15 protein-coding genes are annotated in these 19,838 nt (G+C 72.0%); 7 read left to right on the top strand and 8 right to left on the bottom strand.

Translation table 11 applies throughout. The annotated features are described in order from the left end of the window. Positions 1-165 precede the first annotated feature (165 nt). Entirely contained in the window at positions 166-2,976 is a 2,811-nt protein-coding gene (secA, locus tag ABZ854_RS33475) for a preprotein translocase subunit SecA (protein ID WP_361218707.1), read from the bottom strand. Positions 2,977-3,229: 253 nt separating this feature from the next. Between secA and ABZ854_RS33470 the strand changes: the two genes are divergently transcribed. Together ABZ854_RS33470 and ABZ854_RS33465 are read left to right on the top strand one after the other, a co-directional pair. Next, on the top strand, positions 3,230-3,805 hold the full coding sequence (locus tag ABZ854_RS33470; protein WP_361218704.1) for a GNAT family N-acetyltransferase: 576 nt from the start codon (positions 3,230-3,232) through the stop codon (positions 3,803-3,805). 58 nt (positions 3,806-3,863) lie between these two features. Further along, a complete protein-coding gene (locus ABZ854_RS33465) occupies positions 3,864-5,051 on the top strand; it encodes a crosslink repair DNA glycosylase YcaQ family protein (protein ID WP_361218701.1) in 1,188 nt (395 codons plus the stop codon). A 6-nt stretch (positions 5,052-5,057) separates the two neighbouring features. On the opposite strand, the gene ABZ854_RS33460 is transcribed toward ABZ854_RS33465, so the two are convergent. The 7 genes from ABZ854_RS33460 to mtnA form a co-directional block, all read right to left on the bottom strand. Beyond that, entirely contained in the window at positions 5,058-5,804 is a 747-nt protein-coding gene (locus ABZ854_RS33460) for a response regulator transcription factor (protein WP_361218698.1), read from the bottom strand. A gap of 206 nt (positions 5,805-6,010) precedes the next feature. Continuing rightward, complete coding sequence (gene raiA, locus ABZ854_RS33455; protein WP_361218695.1) at positions 6,011-6,703, bottom strand: ribosome-associated translation inhibitor RaiA; 693 nt, start codon at positions 6,701-6,703, stop codon at positions 6,011-6,013. Between the two features lie 313 nt (positions 6,704-7,016). Next, a complete protein-coding gene (locus ABZ854_RS33450) occupies positions 7,017-7,925 on the bottom strand; it encodes a ComF family protein (protein WP_361218692.1) in 909 nt (302 codons plus the stop codon). Between the two features lie 169 nt (positions 7,926-8,094). After that, complete coding sequence (locus ABZ854_RS33445) at positions 8,095-9,948, bottom strand: LpqB family beta-propeller domain-containing protein (protein WP_361218690.1); 1,854 nt, start codon at positions 9,946-9,948, stop codon at positions 8,095-8,097. Continuing rightward, positions 9,938-12,028: an MtrAB system histidine kinase MtrB gene (gene mtrB / locus ABZ854_RS33440; protein WP_361218687.1), complete on the bottom strand. Its 2,091-nt coding sequence runs from the start codon at positions 12,026-12,028 to the stop codon at positions 9,938-9,940. The genes ABZ854_RS33445 and mtrB overlap by 11 nt, the downstream gene beginning before the upstream one ends. A gap of 1 nt (position 12,029) precedes the next feature. Beyond that, the gene (gene mtrA / locus ABZ854_RS33435) at positions 12,030-12,719 is read right to left on the bottom strand and encodes a two-component system response regulator MtrA (RefSeq protein ID WP_191870552.1); all 690 of its coding nucleotides are present in this window, start codon (positions 12,717-12,719) and stop codon (positions 12,030-12,032) included. A gap of 4 nt (positions 12,720-12,723) precedes the next feature. Then, positions 12,724-13,866, bottom strand: a complete 1,143-nt coding sequence (gene mtnA, locus ABZ854_RS33430; RefSeq protein ID WP_361218683.1) for an S-methyl-5-thioribose-1-phosphate isomerase — start codon at positions 13,864-13,866, stop codon at positions 12,724-12,726. A 153-nt stretch (positions 13,867-14,019) separates the two neighbouring features. On the opposite strand from mtnA, the gene ABZ854_RS33425 reads away from it, so the two are divergent. From ABZ854_RS33425 to ABZ854_RS33405, 5 genes are read left to right on the top strand one after another with little or no spacing between them, the layout of a single operon-like run. After that, complete coding sequence (locus tag ABZ854_RS33425; RefSeq protein WP_361218680.1) at positions 14,020-15,420, top strand: hypothetical protein; 1,401 nt, start codon at positions 14,020-14,022, stop codon at positions 15,418-15,420. 4 nt (positions 15,421-15,424) lie between these two features. Then, on the top strand, positions 15,425-16,207 hold the full coding sequence (locus ABZ854_RS33420) for a DUF4129 domain-containing protein (RefSeq protein ID WP_361218677.1): 783 nt from the start codon (positions 15,425-15,427) through the stop codon (positions 16,205-16,207). Beyond that, positions 16,204-17,403, top strand: a complete 1,200-nt coding sequence (locus ABZ854_RS33415; RefSeq protein ID WP_361218675.1) for a DUF4350 domain-containing protein — start codon at positions 16,204-16,206, stop codon at positions 17,401-17,403. Before ABZ854_RS33420 ends, ABZ854_RS33415 begins: the two co-directional genes overlap by 4 nt. Continuing rightward, positions 17,403-18,392 (top strand): MoxR family ATPase, encoded by a 990-nt coding sequence (locus ABZ854_RS33410; RefSeq protein WP_361218672.1) that lies wholly within the window; start codon positions 17,403-17,405, stop codon positions 18,390-18,392. The genes ABZ854_RS33415 and ABZ854_RS33410 overlap by 1 nt, the downstream gene beginning before the upstream one ends. Continuing rightward, positions 18,392-19,702 carry a DUF58 domain-containing protein gene (locus tag ABZ854_RS33405; protein ID WP_361218669.1) on the top strand — a complete coding sequence of 437 codons (1,311 nt, stop codon included), beginning with the start codon at positions 18,392-18,394 and terminating at the stop codon, positions 19,700-19,702. Before ABZ854_RS33410 ends, ABZ854_RS33405 begins: the two co-directional genes overlap by 1 nt. Positions 19,703-19,838 lie beyond the last annotated feature (136 nt).

The following is a 19,838-nucleotide window of genomic DNA, read 5'->3' as shown; positions in this document are numbered from 1 at the left end:
CACGGGTGGGCGGTGGGGGTCCCCCCGATCGAGCGAGGCCCAGAGTGGGGGAGGCACCCCGCAGGCGCGGGCAAGTGAAACCCGCCCAGCACCAGCACCGCACACGCACCTGGGCCGGGCCCCCGTAAGGAGACCCGGCCCAGGACACGGCCAACGCGCCGCAGGCTACTTCTTGCGGCGCCGCCCACCCTTCGCCTGCTTCCGACGCTCAGCCCGAGTCAACCCGTCGGACTCCGACCGCACGGCGTCCTCGTCCGCGAGATCCCGCTCGACGATCCCGCCCTCCCCGTCCACGCTCGGCGCGGAGAAGTGCAGGTCCCGCCGCTGCGGAACGTCCAGCCCCTTGGCCCGGATCTCCGGCCGCGCGCCCGCCTGCGCGGGCACCGTGTCCTGGACACCCTCCGGCACCGGCTGGGCTTCCTCCACCGGGACCTCCTCGACCTGCTGCTCGACCTGGACCTCCAGGTTGAACAGGTAGCCGACGGACTCCTCCTTGATGCCCTCCATCATCGCGGTGAACATGTCGAAGCCCTCGCGCTGGTACTCGACCAGCGGGTCCTTCTGCGCCATGGCGCGCAGGCCGATGCCCTCCTGGAGGTAGTCCATCTCGTACAGGTGCTCGCGCCACTTACGGTCCAGCACCGACAGCACCACGCGCCGCTCCAGCTCACGCATGATCTCGGAGCCGAGCTGCGCCTCACGGGACTCGTACTGCTCGTGGATGTCGTCCTTGATGGACTCGGAGATGAACTCGGCGGTCAGACCGGCCCGGTCGCCGGCCGCGTCCTCCAGCTCCTCGACGGTGACCTTCACCGGGTAGAGCTGCTTGAACGCGCCCCAGAGCCGGTCCAGGTCCCAGTCCTCGGGGAAGCCCTCGGCGGTCTCGGCGCCGATGTAGGCGTCGATCGTGTCGTCCATGAAGTGCTGCACCTGCTCGTGCAGGTCCTCGCCCTCCAGGACGCGCCGGCGCTCGCCGTAGATGACCTCGCGCTGCCGGTTGAGCACCTCGTCGTACTTCAGGACGTTCTTACGCGTCTCGAAGTTCTGCTGCTCGACCTGGGACTGCGCGGACGCGATCGCGCGCGTGACCATCTTGTTCTCGATCGGCACGTCGTCCGGCACGTTCGCCATGGACATCACGCGCTCGACCATCTGGGCCTTGAACAGCCGCATGAGGTCGTCGCCGAGGGAGAGGTAGAAGCGGGACTCGCCGGGGTCGCCCTGACGGCCGGAACGGCCGCGCAGCTGGTTGTCGATACGGCGCGACTCGTGCCGCTCGGTGCCCAGCACGTACAGGCCGCCGGCCTCCTCGACCTCTTCCTTCTCCGCCTTCACGGCCTGCTCGGCCTTCTCCAGGGCGGCGGGCAGGGCGGCGGACCACTCCTCGATGTGCTCCTCGGGGTCGATGCCGCGCTGGCGCAGCTCCGCCTCGGCGAGGTCCTCGGGGTTGCCGCCGAGCTTGATGTCGGTACCGCGGCCGGCCATGTTGGTGGCCACCGTGACGGCGCCCTTGCGGCCGGCCTGGGCGACGATCGACGCCTCACGCTCGTGGTGCTTGGCGTTCAGCACCTCGTGCTGGATGCCGCGCTTGCTGAGCTGCTGGGACAGGTACTCCGACTTCTCGACGGACGTCGTGCCGACGAGGATCGGCTGGCCGATCTCGTGCTTCTCGGCGATGTCGTCGACGACCGCCTCGAACTTGGCCACCTCGGTGCGGTAGATCAGGTCCGGCTGGTCCTTGCGGACCATGGGCCGGTTGGTGGGGATCGGGACCACGCCGAGCTTGTAGATCTGGTGGAACTCGGCGGCCTCGGTCATCGCCGTACCGGTCATGCCGGAGAGCTTGTTGTAGAGGCGGAAGAAGTTCTGCAGGGTGATCGTGGCGAGCGTCTGGTTCTCGTCCTTGATGTCCACCCCTTCCTTCGCCTCGATCGCCTGGTGCATGCCCTCGTTGTAGCGGCGGCCGGCGAGGATACGGCCGGTGTGCTCGTCGACGATCATGACTTCGCCGTCGAGGACGACGTAGTCCTTGTCGTTCTTGAAGAGTTCCTTCGCCTTGATGGCGTTGTTCAGGTAGCCCACGAGCGGGGTGTTCACCGACTCGTACAGGTTGTCGATGCCCAGCCAGTCCTCGACCTTGGTGACACCGGACTCGTGGATCGCGACCGTGCGCTTCTTCTCGTCGACGTCGTAGTCGCCGGTCTCCTCGACGCCCTTGAGCGGGTTGCCCGCCTCGCCGCGCTTGAGGCGCAGGACCAGCTTGGCGAAGTCGCCGTACCACTTGGTGGCCTGGTCGGCGGGGCCGGAGATGATCAGCGGCGTACGGGCCTCGTCGACGAGGATGGAGTCGACCTCGTCGACGATGGCGAAGTTGTGGCCCCGCTGGACCAGCTCGTCCTGCGACCACGCCATGTTGTCGCGCAGGTAGTCGAAGCCGAACTCGTTGTTCGTGCCGTAGGTGATGTCGCAGTTGTACTGCTCGCGCCGCTCGGCCGGGGTCATGTTGGCGAGGATGCAGCCGACGGTCAGGCCCAGGAACTTGTGGACGCGGCCCATCATCTCGGAGTCGCGCTCGGCCAGGTAGTCGTTGACCGTGATGAGGTGGACGCCGTCGCCGGAGAGCGCGTTCAGGTACGCGGGCAGGGTGCCGACGAGGGTCTTGCCCTCACCGGTCTTCATCTCGGCCACGTAGCCGAGGTGGAGGGCGGCACCGCCCATCATCTGCACGTCGTAGTGGCGCTGGCCGAGGACACGCTTGGCGGCCTCGCGGACCGTGGCGAACGCCTCCGGGAGGAGGTCGTCCAGGGTCTCCCCATCGGCGTACCGCTGCTTGTACTCCTCGGTGAGGGCACGCAGCTCGGCGTCGGAGAGGCCGACGAAGTCCTCTTCGACGGAGTTGACCTGGTCCGCGATGCGGTGCAGCTTGCGCAGGATCTTGCCTTCGCCTGCACGCATGATCTTCGAGAGGACGGACACGGGGGCTGGTCTCCTTGCCGGTCGGGCCTGGGACGGTCGGTTTTCCATTGGACATACTGAGCGACGGCCATCGTATGCGAGGACCCGGCCGTGCCGGGAGGCCTGGCGGCCCGACGGCTGCTTCACTCTGGACAACGGACGGGAAGCGCGGATGGTGCCGCACCGGCGCGGGGATTTACGCGAATTGTGATCACCTCCTCACACTGGGCGAAAAGTGATGGCGTACGGGGGTCCGGCCGAGCAGAATCGGGCGATGGAACCCGTGACGCTCACCACCGACCGTCTCGTGCTGCGCGCGGTCGGCCCGGCGGACACCGACGCGGTGTTCGCGGCCGCGCAGGACCCCGACATCCAGCGCTGGACCACGATCCCCTCGCCCTACCTGCCCGAGCACGCGCGGAGCTTCACGGAGCAGATGGTGCCCGACGGCTGGGCGGAGTCCTCGATGTTCACCTTCGGCGTGTTCCTCCCGCGCGGGGAACTCGCCGGCATGCTCGCACTCACGATGCGCTCCCTGGGGATGGCCGAGATCGGCTTCTGGGCCACGAAGGAGCACCGGGGCCGCGGCTACGTCACCGAGGCCGCCCTCACCGCCTCCCGCTGGGCGTTCACCGCGATGTCCGTCGACCGGGTGGAATGGCGCGCAGAGGTCGGCAACCACGCCTCCCGCGCGGTCGCCGAGCGGGCCGGCTTCACCGTCGAGGGCACCCTGCGCTCCGCCATCAACAACAAGGGCGTACGACGGGACTGCTGGGTGGGCTCCCTGCTCCCCTCAGACCTGGGCCTGCCCTCGGCCGCCCCCTACCTCCCCGCGCGCGGGGAGCCGTGATCGTGCGGAACCGCAGGTCGTGCCCCGCTGTCAGTGGCACGCTCTATCGTCCGGTGTCATGACGACCCTTCCGCGCCCCGAACTCGCCCTCTCCGCGGACGAAGCCCGGCGGATCGCCCTGCGGGCCCAGGGCCTGCTGGGCGCGCCCGACCGCAGGGCCGGTGTCCGCGGCGTCCTGCGGCACCTCGGCGCGGTCCAGCTCGACACCATCTCGGTGCTCGCCCGCAGTCACGAGCTGGTGCCGTACGCCCGTCTCGGCGCGGTCGGCCGCAAGACCGTCGAGTCCGCCTACTGGAAGGACGCGCACGCCTTCGAGTACTGGTCGCACGCCGCCTGCCTGCTGCCCGTCGAGGAGTGGCCGCACTTCGCCTTCCGCCGCCGCGCCTACCGCGACCGCCCGCACTGGAACCACCAGCTCCCCGAAGGAGCCTACGAGCAGGTCATCAAGCAACTGCGCACGGAAGGTCCGCTCACCGCGACCGAGTTGGGCGGCGCGAAGAGGACCAGCGACTGGTGGGACTGGTCCGGCGCCAAGGTCGCCGTGGAGCGCGCGTTGATGTACGGCGAGGTGGTGTGCGTGGAGCGCCGCGGCTGGAAGCGGGTGTACGACCTGGCCGAGCGCGCGATCCCGGGCAGGCTGCTGCACGACGAGCTGGACGACGCCGAGTGCGTGCGCCGGCTGGTCCGGCTGGCCGGCGAGTCCCTCGGCGTCGGCACGCGCGCGGACATCGCCGACTACCACCGGCTGAAGGCCGAGCAGGTCGACGCGGTGATCGCCGACTCGGGTCTGGTCCCGGTGACGGTGGAGGGCTGGGGCAAGCCCGCGTGGGCCGACCCGGTGGCCGTGGCGACACCGCCGCGCGGCCGGCACCGCACCACCCTGCTGTCCCCGTTCGACTCGCTGATCTGGGACCGGGCACGCACCGGGCGGATCTTCGGCTTCACCCACCGCCTGGAGGCGTACGTCCCCAAGCCCAAGCGCGTGTACGGCTATTTCGCGATGCCGGTGCTGGCGGGCGGGCGTCTGGTCGGGCGGGTCGATCCGGCGCGGGAGGGCGACACGCTGGTGGCCAGGCAGGTCGCCCTGGAGGGACCGAAGGCGGTCCCCGCCGTGGCGAGCGCGCTGGTCCAGGCGGCGAGCTGGGTGGGCGTCATGGACATCCGGGTGGAGCGGGTCGACTCACCGGAGCTGCGCGACGCTCTCGTCCGGGAAGTGCCCCGGGCGGTGGTCGCCGCGCTGCGCTGAGCGGGCTCAGCGGATCTCCAGGATCTTCTCGCGCATCGCGTAGACGACCGCCTCCATCCGGGAGTGCAGCTGCAGCTTCTCCAGGATGTTGCGGACGTGGTTCTTCACCGTGTTCTCGGAGATGAACAGTTCCTTGGCGATGTCCCGGTTGTTCATCCCCGTGGCGACGAGCTTGAGGACCTCCAGCTCACGGTCGGTCAGCCGCGGCGCGGGCACCAGCCGCCGCTCGTCGGTGCGCTGGATCATCGACTTGAACTCGGTGAGGAGCTTGGACGCCATGGACGGGCTGATCTGCGACTGCCCGTCGGCCACCGCGCGAATGGCCGTGGCCACCTCGTCGGTCGAGATCTCCTTCAGGAGGTATCCGGTCGCGCCCGCCTTGATCGCCTCGTAGAGGTCGGCCTCCTCGTCGCTGATCGTCAGCATGATGATCTTCGCGCTGGGGGCGACCTCCTTGATGGAGGTGCAGGCCTCGATCCCGCCGCGCCGGGGCATCCGTACGTCCATCAGCACGATGTCGGGCAGCAGGTCGGCGGCCTTGTCCACGGCCTCGGCGCCGTCGCCGGCCTCACCGACGACCTGGATGTCCTCCTCGGCGGCGAGCACGATCTCCAGCCCACGGCGGAACAGGGCGTGGTCGTCGACGACGAGGACCCTGATCGGCTCCTCGCGCGGAGCGCCGGCGTCGGAGCCCATGCCGATGACACCGTCGTCGGTGTCCGCGTCCCGCATCGGTCCGAAGGTGTCCGCCATCGTTCCTCCCCCTGAAGGCTGTGGCCTGTGGTCCTGTGCCATCGCCAACCCAAGGCAGCGGCCCACCGGTTGGGCCGGTCCGGCCATGATTTCATGCCGGGGCCGTCCCGGAGTGACGCACGGGGCGCGAAGTGGTCGCACACCGGTGCCCCTGGGGGCGCACACAGCGCGCTCCAGGGGCACCGGTTCCGCTTCGGCCCGGCCGGTCAGCCGCCGAGCGTGCCACCCGCCGCGGGGGGCTGCGCCTCGGCGACCATCGGGTCGGTGCTGAGGTGGATGACGCCGTAGTCGTAGGCGTGCCGCCGGTAGACGACACTCGGTTCCTTGGTCTCGGAGTCGACGAACAAGTAGAAGTCGTGGCCGACCAGTTCCATCTCGTAGAGCGCCTGGTCGAGGCTCATCGGAGAGGCGACGTGGGTCTTCTCGCGGACGACGAGGGGGCCTTCGCCCTTGACCTCCAGCGAGCCGATCTTCTTGGTCGGCACCCCGTCCGTCTCCTCGTCCTGGACGGGCAGGCCGTTCCCGCTGAGCGTCGCCGCGCCCGGGACGTGGTCGGGGACCTCGGCCGCCGAGATCCGGCGCGCGCCGCGGCGCGAGAAACGCTTGTCGTGCTGCTTGCGCAGCCGGGCACCGAGCTTCTCCGCCGCCAGGTCGAGTGCCGCGTACGGATCGCTGGCGGCCGCCTCCGCGCGGATCACCGGACCGCGGGAGCGGAGGGTGATCTCCACTCGGTCACAGCGGTCGGCCTGGCGGGGGTTGGGCTCCTTGGACACCTCGACGTCGAGGCTGATCACCTTGCCATCGAGCTTCTGGATCTTCTCCAGATTCAGCTTCTCGGCCACGTGCTTGCGGAACCGCTCGGGCACCTCGGTCTTGCGGCCCTTGACGACGATGTCCACGCAGAACTCCGTTCCCGGATCGCTCCGCTCGGCGGCGGAGCATCTCCCTTTCGCACCAGGTTCCGGTCAGGTCCGGAACCTCGGACTCGGTGACTTCCACCTCCTCCTCCCCCGTGGGCAAGATCTCCACCCCACCGTCGCGGGTGATTGGCGAAACCCACGGCGTGGCATTCGGATATGAGAGGTGGTGGCCTGCGCCTTTCCTCACAACCGAACATATCTCGCCCGGACGGATGTCGTCACCCTCTACCGGCGCGTACCTCCATTCAGGTGAATTACCCCTCTCACTACCTGCAACGATGCACGTTCACAGTCAGTTCCTGTTTATTTGGAAAGAATCCACGGGAGCGGCGACCACGGCCGCGCGCGGCCTCGGCACGGCGGGGTTCGCCGCCGTCAATTCAGCTGCACTGTGCACCCAGTTACCGTGCTCCCGAGGTTCCCCTTCCCGTCGTTTCCCCCTACCTTCCCGAGTTGCGCGCTCGTACACGACCGTTTCCCCGCCGCCGTGCCCACCTGCCGGCTCACGCAGGGCGCGTGCGGCTTCCGCGAGGGTGGCGCCGGTCGTCAGCAGGTCGTCGACGAGCACGGCGCGACCCGTGCCGAGCAGCCGGGCACCGCCCGCCGTCACCTCCAGCGCGCCCGCGAGGTTCGCCAGGCGGTGCCGCGAGTCGAGCCCCGCCTGGTCGGCCACGGCCCGCCGCTGCCGCAGCACCGCGGCCACCCGGGCGGGGGTGCCGGTGCGCCGCAGTTCACCGGCCGCGGCGAGCGCCAGCCGGCGCACCGGATCGTGCCCGCGCGCCCGCACGGCCCACCGGGCGGAGGGCACGGGGACGAGCAGCACGGGCCCGGCGCTGTGTCCCGGAGGCGACGGACTCCACGCGGGCCCGGCGCCCCCGCTGGGCCCGGCGTCCCCGGCGGGGCCGTCCGCGCGGAGTCCGGCCCGCACCGCGCCCGCCAGAGCCGCGCCCAGAGCCCCCGCGAGCGCCAGCGCACCGCGCTCCTTGTGCGCGAGGAGGACCGCCCGCACCGCGTCGCCGTACGGAGCCGCCGCGTGCACCACCGGCAGTCCCGCCGGCTCGGGTACCGGCCGGACCCGCCGCGCCCCGGCGCCGGAGAGCGCGACACGGCACTTTGGGCAGAGCACCGTACGAGGTGCCCCGCAGCCGCCGCACTCGGCCGGAAGCACCAGGTCGGCGAAGTCCTGCCACCACCCCCGCATGGCCACCACTGTGCCAAGGCCCCGGACGCCGGACCAGCCCTGTGGACAACGGCCTGTGGACCAACAGTCGCGGCCGGTATCAGCGCTCACCCCTGCGAGTGACGGCCCTGCGCGGACAGCCCCGGCACAGCTGACCAGGCCCTGGCCGGGAACCGGCGGAAAGGCCTCGTCAGCCCGGGTAGACGGGCCCGGTGCCGGCCTTGTCCACCTTCTGCCACTGCGCACCGGACGGCAGCCGCACGATCCCGTCCTCCGAGGAGTAGGCCACCAGAGGCACCCGCTCGTCCTCGGACGCGGCGATCGACTTGGCACCCGGCAGCGCGGCGGGCGCCGGGCCGTCCAGCGTGGAGCCGTCGACCTGGACGTACCGCATCTGCTGCACGCCACCCTGCTCGCTGCCCACCACGACGAGCCGGCTGTCCCCGGCCCAGGACATGGCCGTGACCTCTTCCAGGTCGGGGGTGGCGGAGCGCAGCCCGAGGACCGAGACCGCGGGCCCGGACGTGGACCTGTCCGCCCGTTCGATCCGACCGATGAGCAGGGACTGCTTGCCGTCCTTCTCCACGACCAGCGCGATCCGCACCCCGTCGGCGGCCACCCGCACGTCCCGGATCCGCCCGTCCAGCTCCGGCACGGCGACCTTCACCGGCCTGCCTCCGCCCTGCGCCAGCACGTACAGCCCGCTGTGGGCGGGGTCGCGGTCTGCCACCCACAGGTCGCCCCGTGCGTCCCAGCTGGGCTTGGTCAGCCGGTCGTCCGGGTCCGGTCCCTGGCTGGTGACGACGGGGTCGCCGAGCGAACCGCCGGCCGCCAGCGAGGTCACGTACAGCGTGCGGCCGTCGGCGCCGACCCCCGCGGCCGTGTGCTCGTCCCGCGAGACCGCGACCGACCGCAGCGCCTTGCCGCCCTCGCCCAGCGCGCCCGGCACCGCCGTACCGCTGGTGCCGGTGGATCCGGTCGCCATGCGCACGAGACGGTGCCGGCTGTCCAGGAAGTAGAGGTACTCGGGGCGCTTGGCCGAGCCTCGCCAGGCGAGGTCCTCTGCCCGCTGCTCGGTGAGGTCGCACAGCGGGCGGTCGCCGGGCCCCCGCAGCGCGATCGAGTCCAGCGTCGGGGTCAGGTTCCGCAGGGTGAACAGCAACTGGGTGGCCATCTCGGCGCACTTGGCCTGACCGACCCGGGCGGCCTTGTCGTTCACCGGCACCGTCAGCTTGTTCTGGTCGTCCGGTGCCAGCCCCGACACATCGGCCTGCAGGGCCGAATCGGACGGGAAGCTCGTCCTGACCACCTGTCCGAGCCAGCGCGTCGGACCCTTCAGCAGCGAACGGACCATCTGGGTCATGGGGTCCACCCGGCTGCGGATGAAGACCGGGTCGGCGACGGCCACCGGCTGCGCGGTCGCCCCGACCGTCGTGTTCGAGGCGAAGTAGTACTTGTCGACGGACATGTAGTTGCGCTGGAAGTCCGACTTGGCCATGACGACACCCTGCGGCAGCGCGTCGATGCGCCACTGCTTGGTCTTGGCGTCCCGCGAGAGGTGCACCTTCTTGTCGTACGGTCCGGCGGCGGGCGTGTACGCCTGCTGCGCGTCCAGCGTGGCGACCCGGCTGCCCGACAGCACGTACGTGACGCTGTCGGGGTCCTTCTCGGGTTCCTCGCGGCCGCCCGTCGTACGCGCGGTCATGATGCTCGGCCCGTTGGCGAGCACGGTCGCCGACCGCTCGGGCTGCCAGGCGTGCGCGGCGTCGGCGGTCAGGTACTTGCGTGCCGTGTCGTAGTTCGGGTCGTCGCTGGTCAGCGCCTCCAGGAAGCCCTGCACGATTTCCGTGGCGCCGGCGCCGTCCTGCGGCGGCATGGCGAAGACCCGGACCTGGGTGTCCTGTCGCGGTGTGGACTCCACGTTCCGCAGGTCCCCGCTGTCGGGCATCGAAGCGCACCCGGCCAGCAGGACGGCCCCACAGGCGGCGTACGCCACCGCGCGCCCCGGCCGGCGCCGGGCGCCCCCCTCGCGGTCAGCGCCCACGAAATGCCTCCCCTGGCTCGGTCGAGTTCTCCGGTCCGGCGGCCGGGTGCGGTCGGTCCGTGCCGTTCTCGCGCGCGGGAGTGGCGGCGGGCCGGGGGTCCGGGCGCGGGGCGCTGCCGTCCGGCCGGGACACCACGCGCGCGTTGCCGTTGCCGGGCAGCGCCGTCGGGTCGGCGGCAGGGGTGCCGGCGGACAGCCGCGGGGCGCGCGGCGGCAGCGGCTGCGCCGGGCCCACGGCCGGCTGCACCGGTACGGTGGCCCGCTTGTCGCCGCCCCCACGGGGCAGTCCCGCGTCGTCGAGGCCCCGGTTGCGGCGCGAATCCTTAGGTTCCAGCGGTATCGGCGAGCCCCGCAGCGGCTCGTCCGCGGTCCTGGGCAGCGTCAGCCGGAACTGCGAGCCGCCGCCCGGTTCGCCCCAGGCCTGCAGCCAGCCGCCGTGCAGCCGGGCGTCCTCCAGAGCGATCGACAGGCCCAGGCCGGTTCCACCGGTGGTACGCGCGCGTGCCGGGTCGGCCCGCCAGAACCGGCTGAAGACGCGGGTGGCCTCGCCGGGCTTGAGTCCGACGCCGTAGTCGCGCACCGCGATGGCGACGGCGCCGCCCGCGGCGGCCAGTTTCACGACGACGTCCTTGCCGTCGCCATGCTCGACGGCGTTGACGACGAGGTTGCGCAGCACGCGCTCGACGCGCCGGGCGTCGGCCTCGGCGACGACCGGCTGCTGGTCGCCGAGGACGCGTATGCGTGTGCCCTTGCGTTCGGCGAGCGGCTCGGCGCCGCCGACGACGCGTCGGACGACCTCCCGCAGGTCTATCGGCTCCGCCTCCAGCGCCGCCGCGCCCGCGTCGAAGCGGCTGATCTCCAGCAGGTCGGCGAGCAACGACTCGAACCGGTCCAACTGGTCGGCGAGCAGTTCGGCCGACCGCGCGGTCACCGGATCGAAGTCCTCGCGGGCCTCGTGGATGACGTCGGCCGCCATCCGTACGGTGGTCAGCGGCGTCCGCAGCTCGTGCGAGACGTCCGAGACGAACCGCCTCTGCATCCGGGAGAGGTCCTCCATCTGCTGGATCTTCACCTGGAGGTTCTGCGCCATCTTGTTGAACGCCTCGCCCAGACGGGCGATGTCGTCCTCGCCGGTGACCTTCATCCGCTCCTGCAGCCGGCCGGCCGACAGCCGCTCCGCGATCCCCGCGGCCATCCGCACCGGCGTGACGACCTGCCGCACCACCAGCCAGGCGATCGCGCCCAGCAGGACGACGACGAAGAGCCCGGCGGTCGCGAGGGTGCCCTTGACGACGTTGAGGGACTTCTCCTCCTGGGTGAGCGGGAAGAGGTAGTACAGCTCGTAGGAGTGGCTGTTGGGGTCGTTGAGCTGCTTGCCGATCACCAGCGCCGGCTGGGACTCCTTGCCGTCCTTGTAGATGATCCTGGTGTAGCTCTGGGCGGCCGTCGTGCTGCTGTTGACGCGGTCTCGCAGGTCGCCGGGGACGCTGGTGGTCGGGTCGACGTTCCCGGAACCGCGCGGGCTGCGTCCGCCGCCGCTGTCGTCGCCGGAGGGCAGCGTCACGACGTCGAAGGCGCCCGCGCCGCCGCTGGACAGCGACTCCACGAGGTCACTCATCCACTGGATGACGTTCTGCGCCTGCCGTCCGTCGGCCGTGGTGGAGCCGTCGCCGGTGCCGCTGCCGGTACCGGCGGCGGCCTCGTCGGCCTTCTGTTTGGCCACCGCGAAGCCGCCGGTGGCCTGGCTCTGCGACGCCCTCACCTTCGCGTCCAGCAGGCCGTTGCGCACCTGCCCGATCACGACGAAGCCGAGCAGCAGGACCACGCCCAGCGACATCAGCAGGGTCGTGGCGACGACCCGCAGCTGGATGTTGCGCCGCCACAGCCGCATGACGGGCAGCAGCGGGCGGCGCACCCAGCGCATGAACAGCCGCAGGACCGGGCTGCCCTGCACCCCGCCCTGCAGCAGGCCGCCCTCCACCAGGCGCGCCCAGCGTGTGCCCGCCGTCTTCCGGCCGACAGGCCGCCCCGGACGGGACCCGGACCTGCCGGGAGCCGAAGCGGCGCTGTCCCCGGGCATGTCAGCTCGGTCCGGCCTTGTAACCGACACCACGGACGGTCACGACGATCTCGGGCCGCTCGGGGTCCTTCTCGACCTTGGAGCGCAGCCGCTGGACGTGCACGTTGACCAGGCGGGTGTCGGCGGCGTGCCGGTAGCCCCACACCTGCTCCAGCAGCACCTCACGGGTGAACACCTGCCAGGGCTTGCGCGCGAGGGCGACCAGCAGGTCGAACTCCAACGGGGTCAGCGCGATCGACTGCCCGTCCCGCTTCACGGAGTGCCCGGCCACGTCGATCACCAGGTCACCTATGGTGAGCTGCTCCGGTGCCGGTTCCTCCGACCGCCGCAGCCGCGCCCGGATGCGGGCCACCAGCTCCTTGGGCTTGAACGGCTTGACGATGTAGTCGTCGGCGCCCGATTCCAGGCCCACGACGACGTCGACCGTGTCGCTCTTGGCGGTGAGCATCACGATCGGCACCCCGGACTCCGCCCTGATCAGGCGGCACACCTCAATGCCGTCCCGGCCGGGCAGCATCAGGTCCAGCAGCACCAGGTCGGGCTTGGTCTCACGGAAAGCGGCCAGCGCCTTGTCGCCGTCGGCTACGAAAGACGGCTCAAAACCTTCACCACGCAGCACGATGCCGAGCATCTCGGCCAGTGCGGTGTCGTCGTCGACGACAAGGACTCGTCCCTTCATAAACGACATCATCCCATTAGCTAATCGTTACCTGGCGTGACCTGGCACACAGCTCGGCCAGAGCCTCGGCCGTCACTGGTGAAACGGCTCCCTCTTCGGTGACGACGGCCGTCACCAGCTCGGGCGGCGTCACGTCGAACGCCGGGTTGTACGCCTGGGTTCCCAGGGGTGCCACCGCGATCCCGCCTCCCGCTCCCGTCGCCTGCGCCTGCGGCGCTGTGATCTCCGTCACTTCAAAGCCGGGACGCTGCTCGACCTCGACGGACGCCCCGTCCGGGGTGCCCGGGTCCACCGTCGTCACCGGCGCCACCACGATGAACGGCACATGGTGGTACCGCGCGAGCACCGCGAGCGGATAGCTCCCCACCTTGTTCGCCACCGAGCCGTCGGCCGCGATCCGGTCCGCCCCGATCAGCACCGCGTCCACCTCCCCCGCCGCGAACAGCGATCCCGCCGCGTTGTCGGTGAGCAAGGTGTACGCCATTCCGTTGCGGGCCGCTTCGTACGCCGTCAGGCGAGCACCTTGCAGCAACGGACGCGTTTCGTCCACCCACAGCCTTCGCAGCCGCCCCGCCCGGTGCGCGGCCAGCGCCACCGCGAACGCCGTACCCTCCCCGCCCGACACCAGCGATCCGGTGTTGCAGTGCGTGAGAACGCGGTGCCCGCCACCGGGCAGCAGCTCGTCCAGCAGCGCCAGGCCATGGGCGGCCATCCGGGCGCTGGCCTCGGCGTCCTGGCGGTGCAGGGCACGCGCGGCGCCCAGAGCCGCCTCGGCCGCGGCGGCGGCCTCGCCGGTCCCGGCGAGCGCGGCCCGGTACGCCTCCCTGGCCCGGCGCACGCCGACGGAGAGGTTCACCGCGGTCGGCCGGGCGGCCTCCAGCGCCTGCGCCGCCTCGTCGACGCCATAGCCCCGCGCGGCGGCGAGCGCGACGCCGTACGCCCCGGCGATGCCGAGCAGCGGCGCCCCCCGGACGGCGAGCGAACGGATCGCCTCCACCAGGGCAGGCGCGTCCGTGCACACCAGCTCGCTCTCCTCGGCCGGGAGCCGCGTCTGGTCGAGGAGGACCAGTACGGGACCCTCGGGCGGTTCCTCCCATCGGATCACCGGTATCTCTCCCGGCCGCCTGTCACCGCCGTTTCGCGCCTGCTGATCAGCCATGCGATCAGTCTGCCCTCTTTCCGCCGGACAATTGAAGGCGTCCCGTGAAGGCGTCCGGCCCCTACCGCGGCAGGTCGCCCTGTCGGCACCCCATGGCACGATGGCTGCCAACCTGCCGCCGCGACCGCGGACGGGCACCGTGAAGGAGCTTCGATGACTGACACTCCGGGCTGGGCCTCGCCCGGATCCGCCCCGTCGTCCGACGGGCGGGAACCCGGCGCGTCCGCCCCCGCCGACCCCACCGCCGACCGTCCCGGCCCCGACGCCCCGGCGGAACCCGCCGCGCAGCCGGGCGCACAGCCGCAGGCACCAGGCGCGAAATGGTCCGCCGAGCAGCCGCCGGCCGGACAGTGGTCCGCACCCACGGGCCCCCCGAGCCCCGGCCAGGCACCGCCGCCCCCGCCGCCCGGCCCGGGCTGGGGCGGCCCGCAGCCCGGCGGCCCGGCCGGCCAACCGGGCGCGGGCTGCTACGGCGGCCCCGGAGGCCAGGGACCGGGAGGACCCGGCGTCCCCGGCGGCTACGGAGCCTGGGGCGGCGGCTGGGGAGGCCCTCCGCCCGCCGCCAAGCCCGGCGTCATCCCGCTGCGCCCGCTCGGCGTCGGCGAGATCCTCGACGGCGCCGTCTCCACCATGCGCACGTACTGGCGCACGGTCCTCGGCATCTCCCTCAGCGTCGCGCTGGTCACCCAGATCGCCGTGATCCTGCTGCAGGGCCTCGTCCTGAACGACACCGAGACCACCGGCGCCTTCGACGACCCCAGCGCCACCGCGGGCGAGGTCGGCCGGGCCTTCGCCGAACTGATGGCCGGCACCGGCGTCGTCGCCCTGGTCTCGGTGATCGGCACCATCGTCGCCACCGCCCTGCTGACGACCGTCACCAGCCGTGCCGTCCTGGGCAAGCAGATCACCGCGGGCGAGGCCTGGCGCGACGCCCGCGCCCAGGTGCCCGGCCTGTTCGGCCTGCTCCTGCTGCTCGGACTCATCTCGGTCGGCGTGGTGGCCGGAGCCACTCTGCCCGGCATCCTCGTCGCCGTCGCCGGCGGCAACACCGGCCTCAGCATCGCGCTGATCGTCCTCGGCGTCCTCGCGGCCGTCCCCGTGCTGCTCTGGCTGATGGTCCGCTTCTCCCTCGCCTCCCCCGCGCTCATGCTGGAGAAGCAGGGCATCCGGAAGTCGATGAGCCGCTCCACCAAGCTCGTGAGCGGCTCCTGGTGGCGCGTCCTCGGCATCCAGCTGCTCGCCGGAATCATCGCCAACATCATGGCCTCGCTCGTCGGACTGCCCTTCGTCGTCCTCGCCGCGGTGGTCAGCGGCGACGGCATGCAGGCCTTCCTGAGCACCACCCCCGGACACGTCGGCTGGACGTTCCTCGTCATCAGCGGCGTCGGGTCGGTCATCGGCGCCATGGTCACGATGCCCGTCAACGCGGGCGTCACCGTGCTCCTCTACATCGACCAGCGCATCCGCCGCGAGGCCCTCGACCTCGAACTGGCCCGCGCCGCCGGCCTCCAGGACTACGGCGCCCCCGCCCCCGGCGCCGTACCGGGGAGCTGATGGGGTGAGCCTGACGGGGGGAGTTCTCAGCACGGCGCCGGCCCTGCCCGGCGCCGTCACCACGGCCGCACGGCACCTGCTGCGCGCCCCGGACACGGCGCTGCTCGCGCTGGGCGGCTCGGGCGACGGGCCGCCCGTGACCATCGACCGGGATCCCGCGCGTGAGGCGGCGCGGCGCGAACTGTCCAAACGGATGTACCACGAAGACGACCCCAGCCTGATCCAGCGCGCGCTGAAGGCCTTCTGGGACTGGCTCAGGCCGCTGTTCGACTCCGCGTCGTCCGCGACCCCCGGCGGCGCGCTCGGCCTCGTCGTCGTGGTCCTGTGCGTCCTCGCCGTCGCCGCCGCCCTCTGGTGGCGCCTGGGCACACCACGGCGCCGGCCCGCCTCGTCCGCCGCCCTCTTCGACGACCGGCCGCGCAGCGCCGCCGAGCACCGCGCGGCCGCCGAGGCACACGCCACCCAGGGCCACTGGAACCAGGCCGTCCAGGAGCGCATGCGGGCCATCGTCCGCTCCCTGGAGGAGCGGACCCTGCTCGACATCCGCCCCGGCCGCACCGCCGACGAGGCCGCCGCCGAAGCCGGCCGCACCCTCACCTCGCACACCGACCGGCTGCACGCGGCGGCCCGGCACTTCGACGACGTCACATACGGCGGACGCAGGGCGGGCCAGGAGTCGTACCAGCGCGTAGCCGAACTCGACGGCGACCTGGAACGCACCAGGCCGACCCTCGCGCCCAGCACCACCAGTACGGCCCACAGCACCCGCCAGGGGGCCGCCGGATGACCACGGGCACCGCCACGCCGCCGACCACCTCGGTCTCCGCCACCCCCCGCCAAATCTGGACCCGCACCCGGGGCATCGTCCTCGCCGTCGTGCTGATCCTCGCCGCCGCCGTCGCCATGGCCGCCGTCCGCTCCACCGCCCGGCACGGCGAACTCGACCCGCGCTCCGCCGACCCCTACGGCAGCCGCGCCGTCGCCGAACTCCTCGCCGACCGGGGGGTCTCCACGCGCGTGGTCACCACCCTGGCCGCCGCGCGAGCCGCGGCCGGCCCGGACACCACCCTCCTCGTCGCCGTACCCGACCTGCTCACGCACCGCCAGCAGAAGGGGCTGCACACCGCGACCGCCTCCTCCGGCGGACGCACCGTCCTCGTCGCGGCCGGCAGCTGGTCCGTCGAACGACTCGCCCCCGGGGTCACCGCGGACCCCGCGACCAGCTTCGGCTCGGCACTCGCCCCCGACTGCACCCTGCCCGCGGCACAGCGGGCGGGCACCGCCGACACCGGCGGGATCCGTTACACCACCGTCCGCCTCGACGCCGACTCCTGCTACCCCAGCCAGCGCCTCGCCGGACTGATCCGGGTCCCCGCGGCCTCCGGGGGCGACACCGTCGTCCTCGGCGCGCCCGACATCCTCTTCAACAACCGCCTCGGCAAGCAGGGCAACGCCTCGCTCGCCCTTCAACTCCTCGGCTCGCGCCCCCATCTGGTCTGGTACCTCCCCTCGCTCTCCGACGCCTCCTCCACCGCCGACACCGGCGACCGCGAAAGCTTCCTCGACCTCATCCCCTCGGGCTGGCTCTGGGGCACACTGCAGCTGTTCATCGCCGCCGCCCTCGCCGCCTTCTGGCGGGCACGCCGGCTCGGCCCCCTCGTGCCCGAGAAACTCCCCGTCGCGATCCGCGCCTCCGAAACCGTCGAAGGCCGCGCCCGCCTCTACCGCAAGGCGAGCGCCCGCGACCGCGCGGCCGCCGCTCTGCGCTCCACCACCCGCACGCGCCTCGCCCCCCTCGTCGGAGTACCCGCCAGCCAGGCGCACGCGCCCGAAGCCCTGCTCCCCGCTCTGTCCGCCCACCTCCACGGCGACGGCCAGACCCTGCAACCCCTCCTCTTCGGACCGCCGCCCGGCGACGACGCGGCCCTCATCGCACTCACCGACCAACTCGACGCCCTCGAAAGAGAGGTACGCCGTTCATGATGGACCCGACCACTGACAACGCCGGGCGCACCGGGGACACGGGCACCGCCCGAGCCTCGCTGGAAGCCCTGCGCGCCGAAATCGCCAAAGCCGTGGTCGGCCAGGACCCCGCCGTGACCGGCCTCGTCGTCGCCCTCCTCTGCCGCGGACACGTTCTCCTTGAAGGAGTCCCCGGAGTCGCCAAAACATTGCTCGTCCGCGCCCTCGCGTCCGCCCTCGAACTCGACACCAAGCGCGTCCAGTTCACCCCGGACCTGATGCCGAGCGACATCACCGGCTCCCTCGTCTACGACACCCGCACCGCCGAGTTCTCCTTCCAGCCGGGCCCGGTCTTCACCAACCTCCTCCTCGCCGACGAGATCAACCGCACACCGCCCAAGACCCAGTCCGCCCTCCTGGAAGCCATGGAGGAACGCCAGGTCACGGTCGACGGCACCCCGCGCACGCTCCCCGAGCCGTTCCTCGTCGCCGCGACGCAGAACCCCGTCGAGTACGAGGGCACCTACCCCCTCCCCGAAGCCCAACTGGACCGTTTCCTCGTGAAACTGACGGTCCCACTGCCCTCGCGCCAGGACGAGATCGACGTCCTCACCCGCCACGCCGCCGGCTTCGACCCGCGCGACCTGCACTCCGCCGGCGTACGCCCCGTCGCCGGTCCCGCCGACCTGGAAGCGGCCCGAGCCGCCGTCGCCAAGACGACCGCCTCCCCCGAGATCACGGCCTACGTCGTCGACATCTGCCGCGCCACCCGCGAATCGCCGTCCCTCAGCCTGGGGGTGTCCCCGCGTGGCGCCACCGCCCTCCTCGCCACCTCACGCGCCTGGGCCTGGCTCACGGGCCGCGACTACGTCATCCCCGACGACGTGAAGGCGCTCGCCCTGCCGACACTGCGCCACCGGGTCCAACTCCGCCCCGAGGCCGAGATGGAGGGCGTCACCGCGGACTCCGTCATCAACGCCATCCTGGCTCACGTACCGGTGCCCCGCTGATGGCCCTCACCGGTCGCGCCGCCCTCCTCGCGGCTATCGGCTCACTTCCCGTCGGCATCCTGGAACCCGGCTGGGCGGGCATCCTCGCCGTCAACGGTTCCGTGGCCCTGGCCTGCGCCTGCGACTTCGCGCTCGCGGCGCCCGTACGACATCTCGTCCTGAACCGGTCCGGTGACACCTCCACCCGTCTCGACGAGACCGCCGACGTCACCCTCACGGTCACCAACCCCTCCCGCCGCCCGCTCAAGGCGCAGCTGCGGGACGCCTGGCCGCCCAGCAGCTGGCAGCCCGGCACGGAGATCGAGGCCTCCCGACACCGCCTCACCGTGCCCCCGGGTGAGCGCCGCCGGGTCACGACCCGGCTGCGGCCCACGCGCCGCGGCGACCGCATCGCCGACCGCGTCACCATCCGCTCCTACGGCCCTCTCGGCCTGTTCTCCCGTCAGGGCACCCACCGCGTGCCCTGGACGGTGAGAGTTCTGCCCCCGTTCACGAGCCGGAAGCACCTGCCGTCGAAACTCGCACGATTGCGTGAACTCGACGGCCGCACCTCCGTGCTGACCCGCGGCGAGGGAACCGAGTTCGACAGCCTGCGCGAGTACGTCCCCGGCGACGACACCCGCTCCATCGACTGGCGTGCCACCGCCCGCCATTCCACGGTCGCGGTCCGCACCTGGCGCCCGGAACGGGACCGCCACATCCTCCTGGTCCTGGACACCGGCCGCACGTCGGCCGGCCGCGTGGGCGACGTCCCGCGCCTGGACGCCTCGCTGGACGCGGCCCTGCTCCTGGCGGCTCTGGCCTCCCGCGCGGGTGACCGCGTGGACCTGCTCGCCTACGACCGCCGGGTACGGGCTCTCGTCCAGGGCCGCTCCGCCGGAGACGTACTGCCGTCGCTCGTGACCGCGATGGCCAGGCTGGAACCCGAGTTGGTCGAGACCGATGCCCGTGGTCTCACGGCCACCGCCGTCCGTACGGCCCCTCGACGCTCCCTGATCGTCCTGCTGACGACACTGGACACGGCGCCGGTCGAGGAGGGCCTGCTGCCGGTGCTGCCGCAGCTCACGCAGCGCCACACCGTTCTGCTGGCCGCGGTCGCCGACCCGCATGTCGCTCGCATGGCGCGGGCGCGTGGCGACGCGGAGGCGGTGTACGAGGCGGCGGCCGCGGCCCAGGCACAGGAGGAACGGCACCGGACCGCCGAGCAGTTGCGCCGGCATGGGGTGACGGTGGTGGACGCAACGCCGGAGAACCTGGCACCCGCGTTGGCGGACGCCTATCTCGCGCTGAAGGCGGCGGGCCGGCTCTGATTTCGCGGTCTCTCCGGCCCCTTCCCGGGGCTTTCCGGCCTTCCCGGAGGCCTACCCTGAAACGCAGAAAACCCCCGCATCTTTCGATGCGGGGGTTTTCTCAAATTTTGTTCGGCGGTGTCCTACTCTCCCACAG

This window comes from Streptomyces sp. NPDC047028, from assembly GCF_040644095.1.
Taxonomy (GTDB): Bacteria; Actinomycetota; Actinomycetes; order Streptomycetales; family Streptomycetaceae; genus Streptomyces.
This window is presented reverse-complemented; position numbering and strand designations above follow the sequence as displayed.

Coding starts and splice junctions, on each gene's coding strand:
- ABZ854_RS33470 (WP_361218704.1), top strand. CDS start 3,230: ATGGAACCCGTGACGCTCACCACCGACCGTCTCGTGCTGCGCGCGGTC.
- ABZ854_RS33465 (WP_361218701.1), top strand. CDS start 3,864: ATGACGACCCTTCCGCGCCCCGAACTCGCCCTCTCCGCGGACGAAGCC.
- ABZ854_RS33460 (WP_361218698.1), bottom strand. CDS start 5,804: ATGGCGGACACCTTCGGACCGATGCGGGACGCGGACACCGACGACGGT.
- ABZ854_RS33450 (WP_361218692.1), bottom strand. CDS start 7,925: ATGCGGGGGTGGTGGCAGGACTTCGCCGACCTGGTGCTTCCGGCCGAG.
- mtrB (WP_361218687.1), bottom strand. CDS start 12,028: ATGCCCGGGGACAGCGCCGCTTCGGCTCCCGGCAGGTCCGGGTCCCGT.
- mtrA (WP_191870552.1), bottom strand. CDS start 12,719: ATGATGTCGTTTATGAAGGGACGAGTCCTTGTCGTCGACGACGACACC.
- mtnA (WP_361218683.1), bottom strand. CDS start 13,866: ATGGCTGATCAGCAGGCGCGAAACGGCGGTGACAGGCGGCCGGGAGAG.
- ABZ854_RS33425 (WP_361218680.1), top strand. CDS start 14,020: ATGACTGACACTCCGGGCTGGGCCTCGCCCGGATCCGCCCCGTCGTCC.
- ABZ854_RS33415 (WP_361218675.1), top strand. CDS start 16,204: ATGACCACGGGCACCGCCACGCCGCCGACCACCTCGGTCTCCGCCACC.
- ABZ854_RS33410 (WP_361218672.1), top strand. CDS start 17,403: ATGGACCCGACCACTGACAACGCCGGGCGCACCGGGGACACGGGCACC.
- ABZ854_RS33405 (WP_361218669.1), top strand. CDS start 18,392: ATGGCCCTCACCGGTCGCGCCGCCCTCCTCGCGGCTATCGGCTCACTT.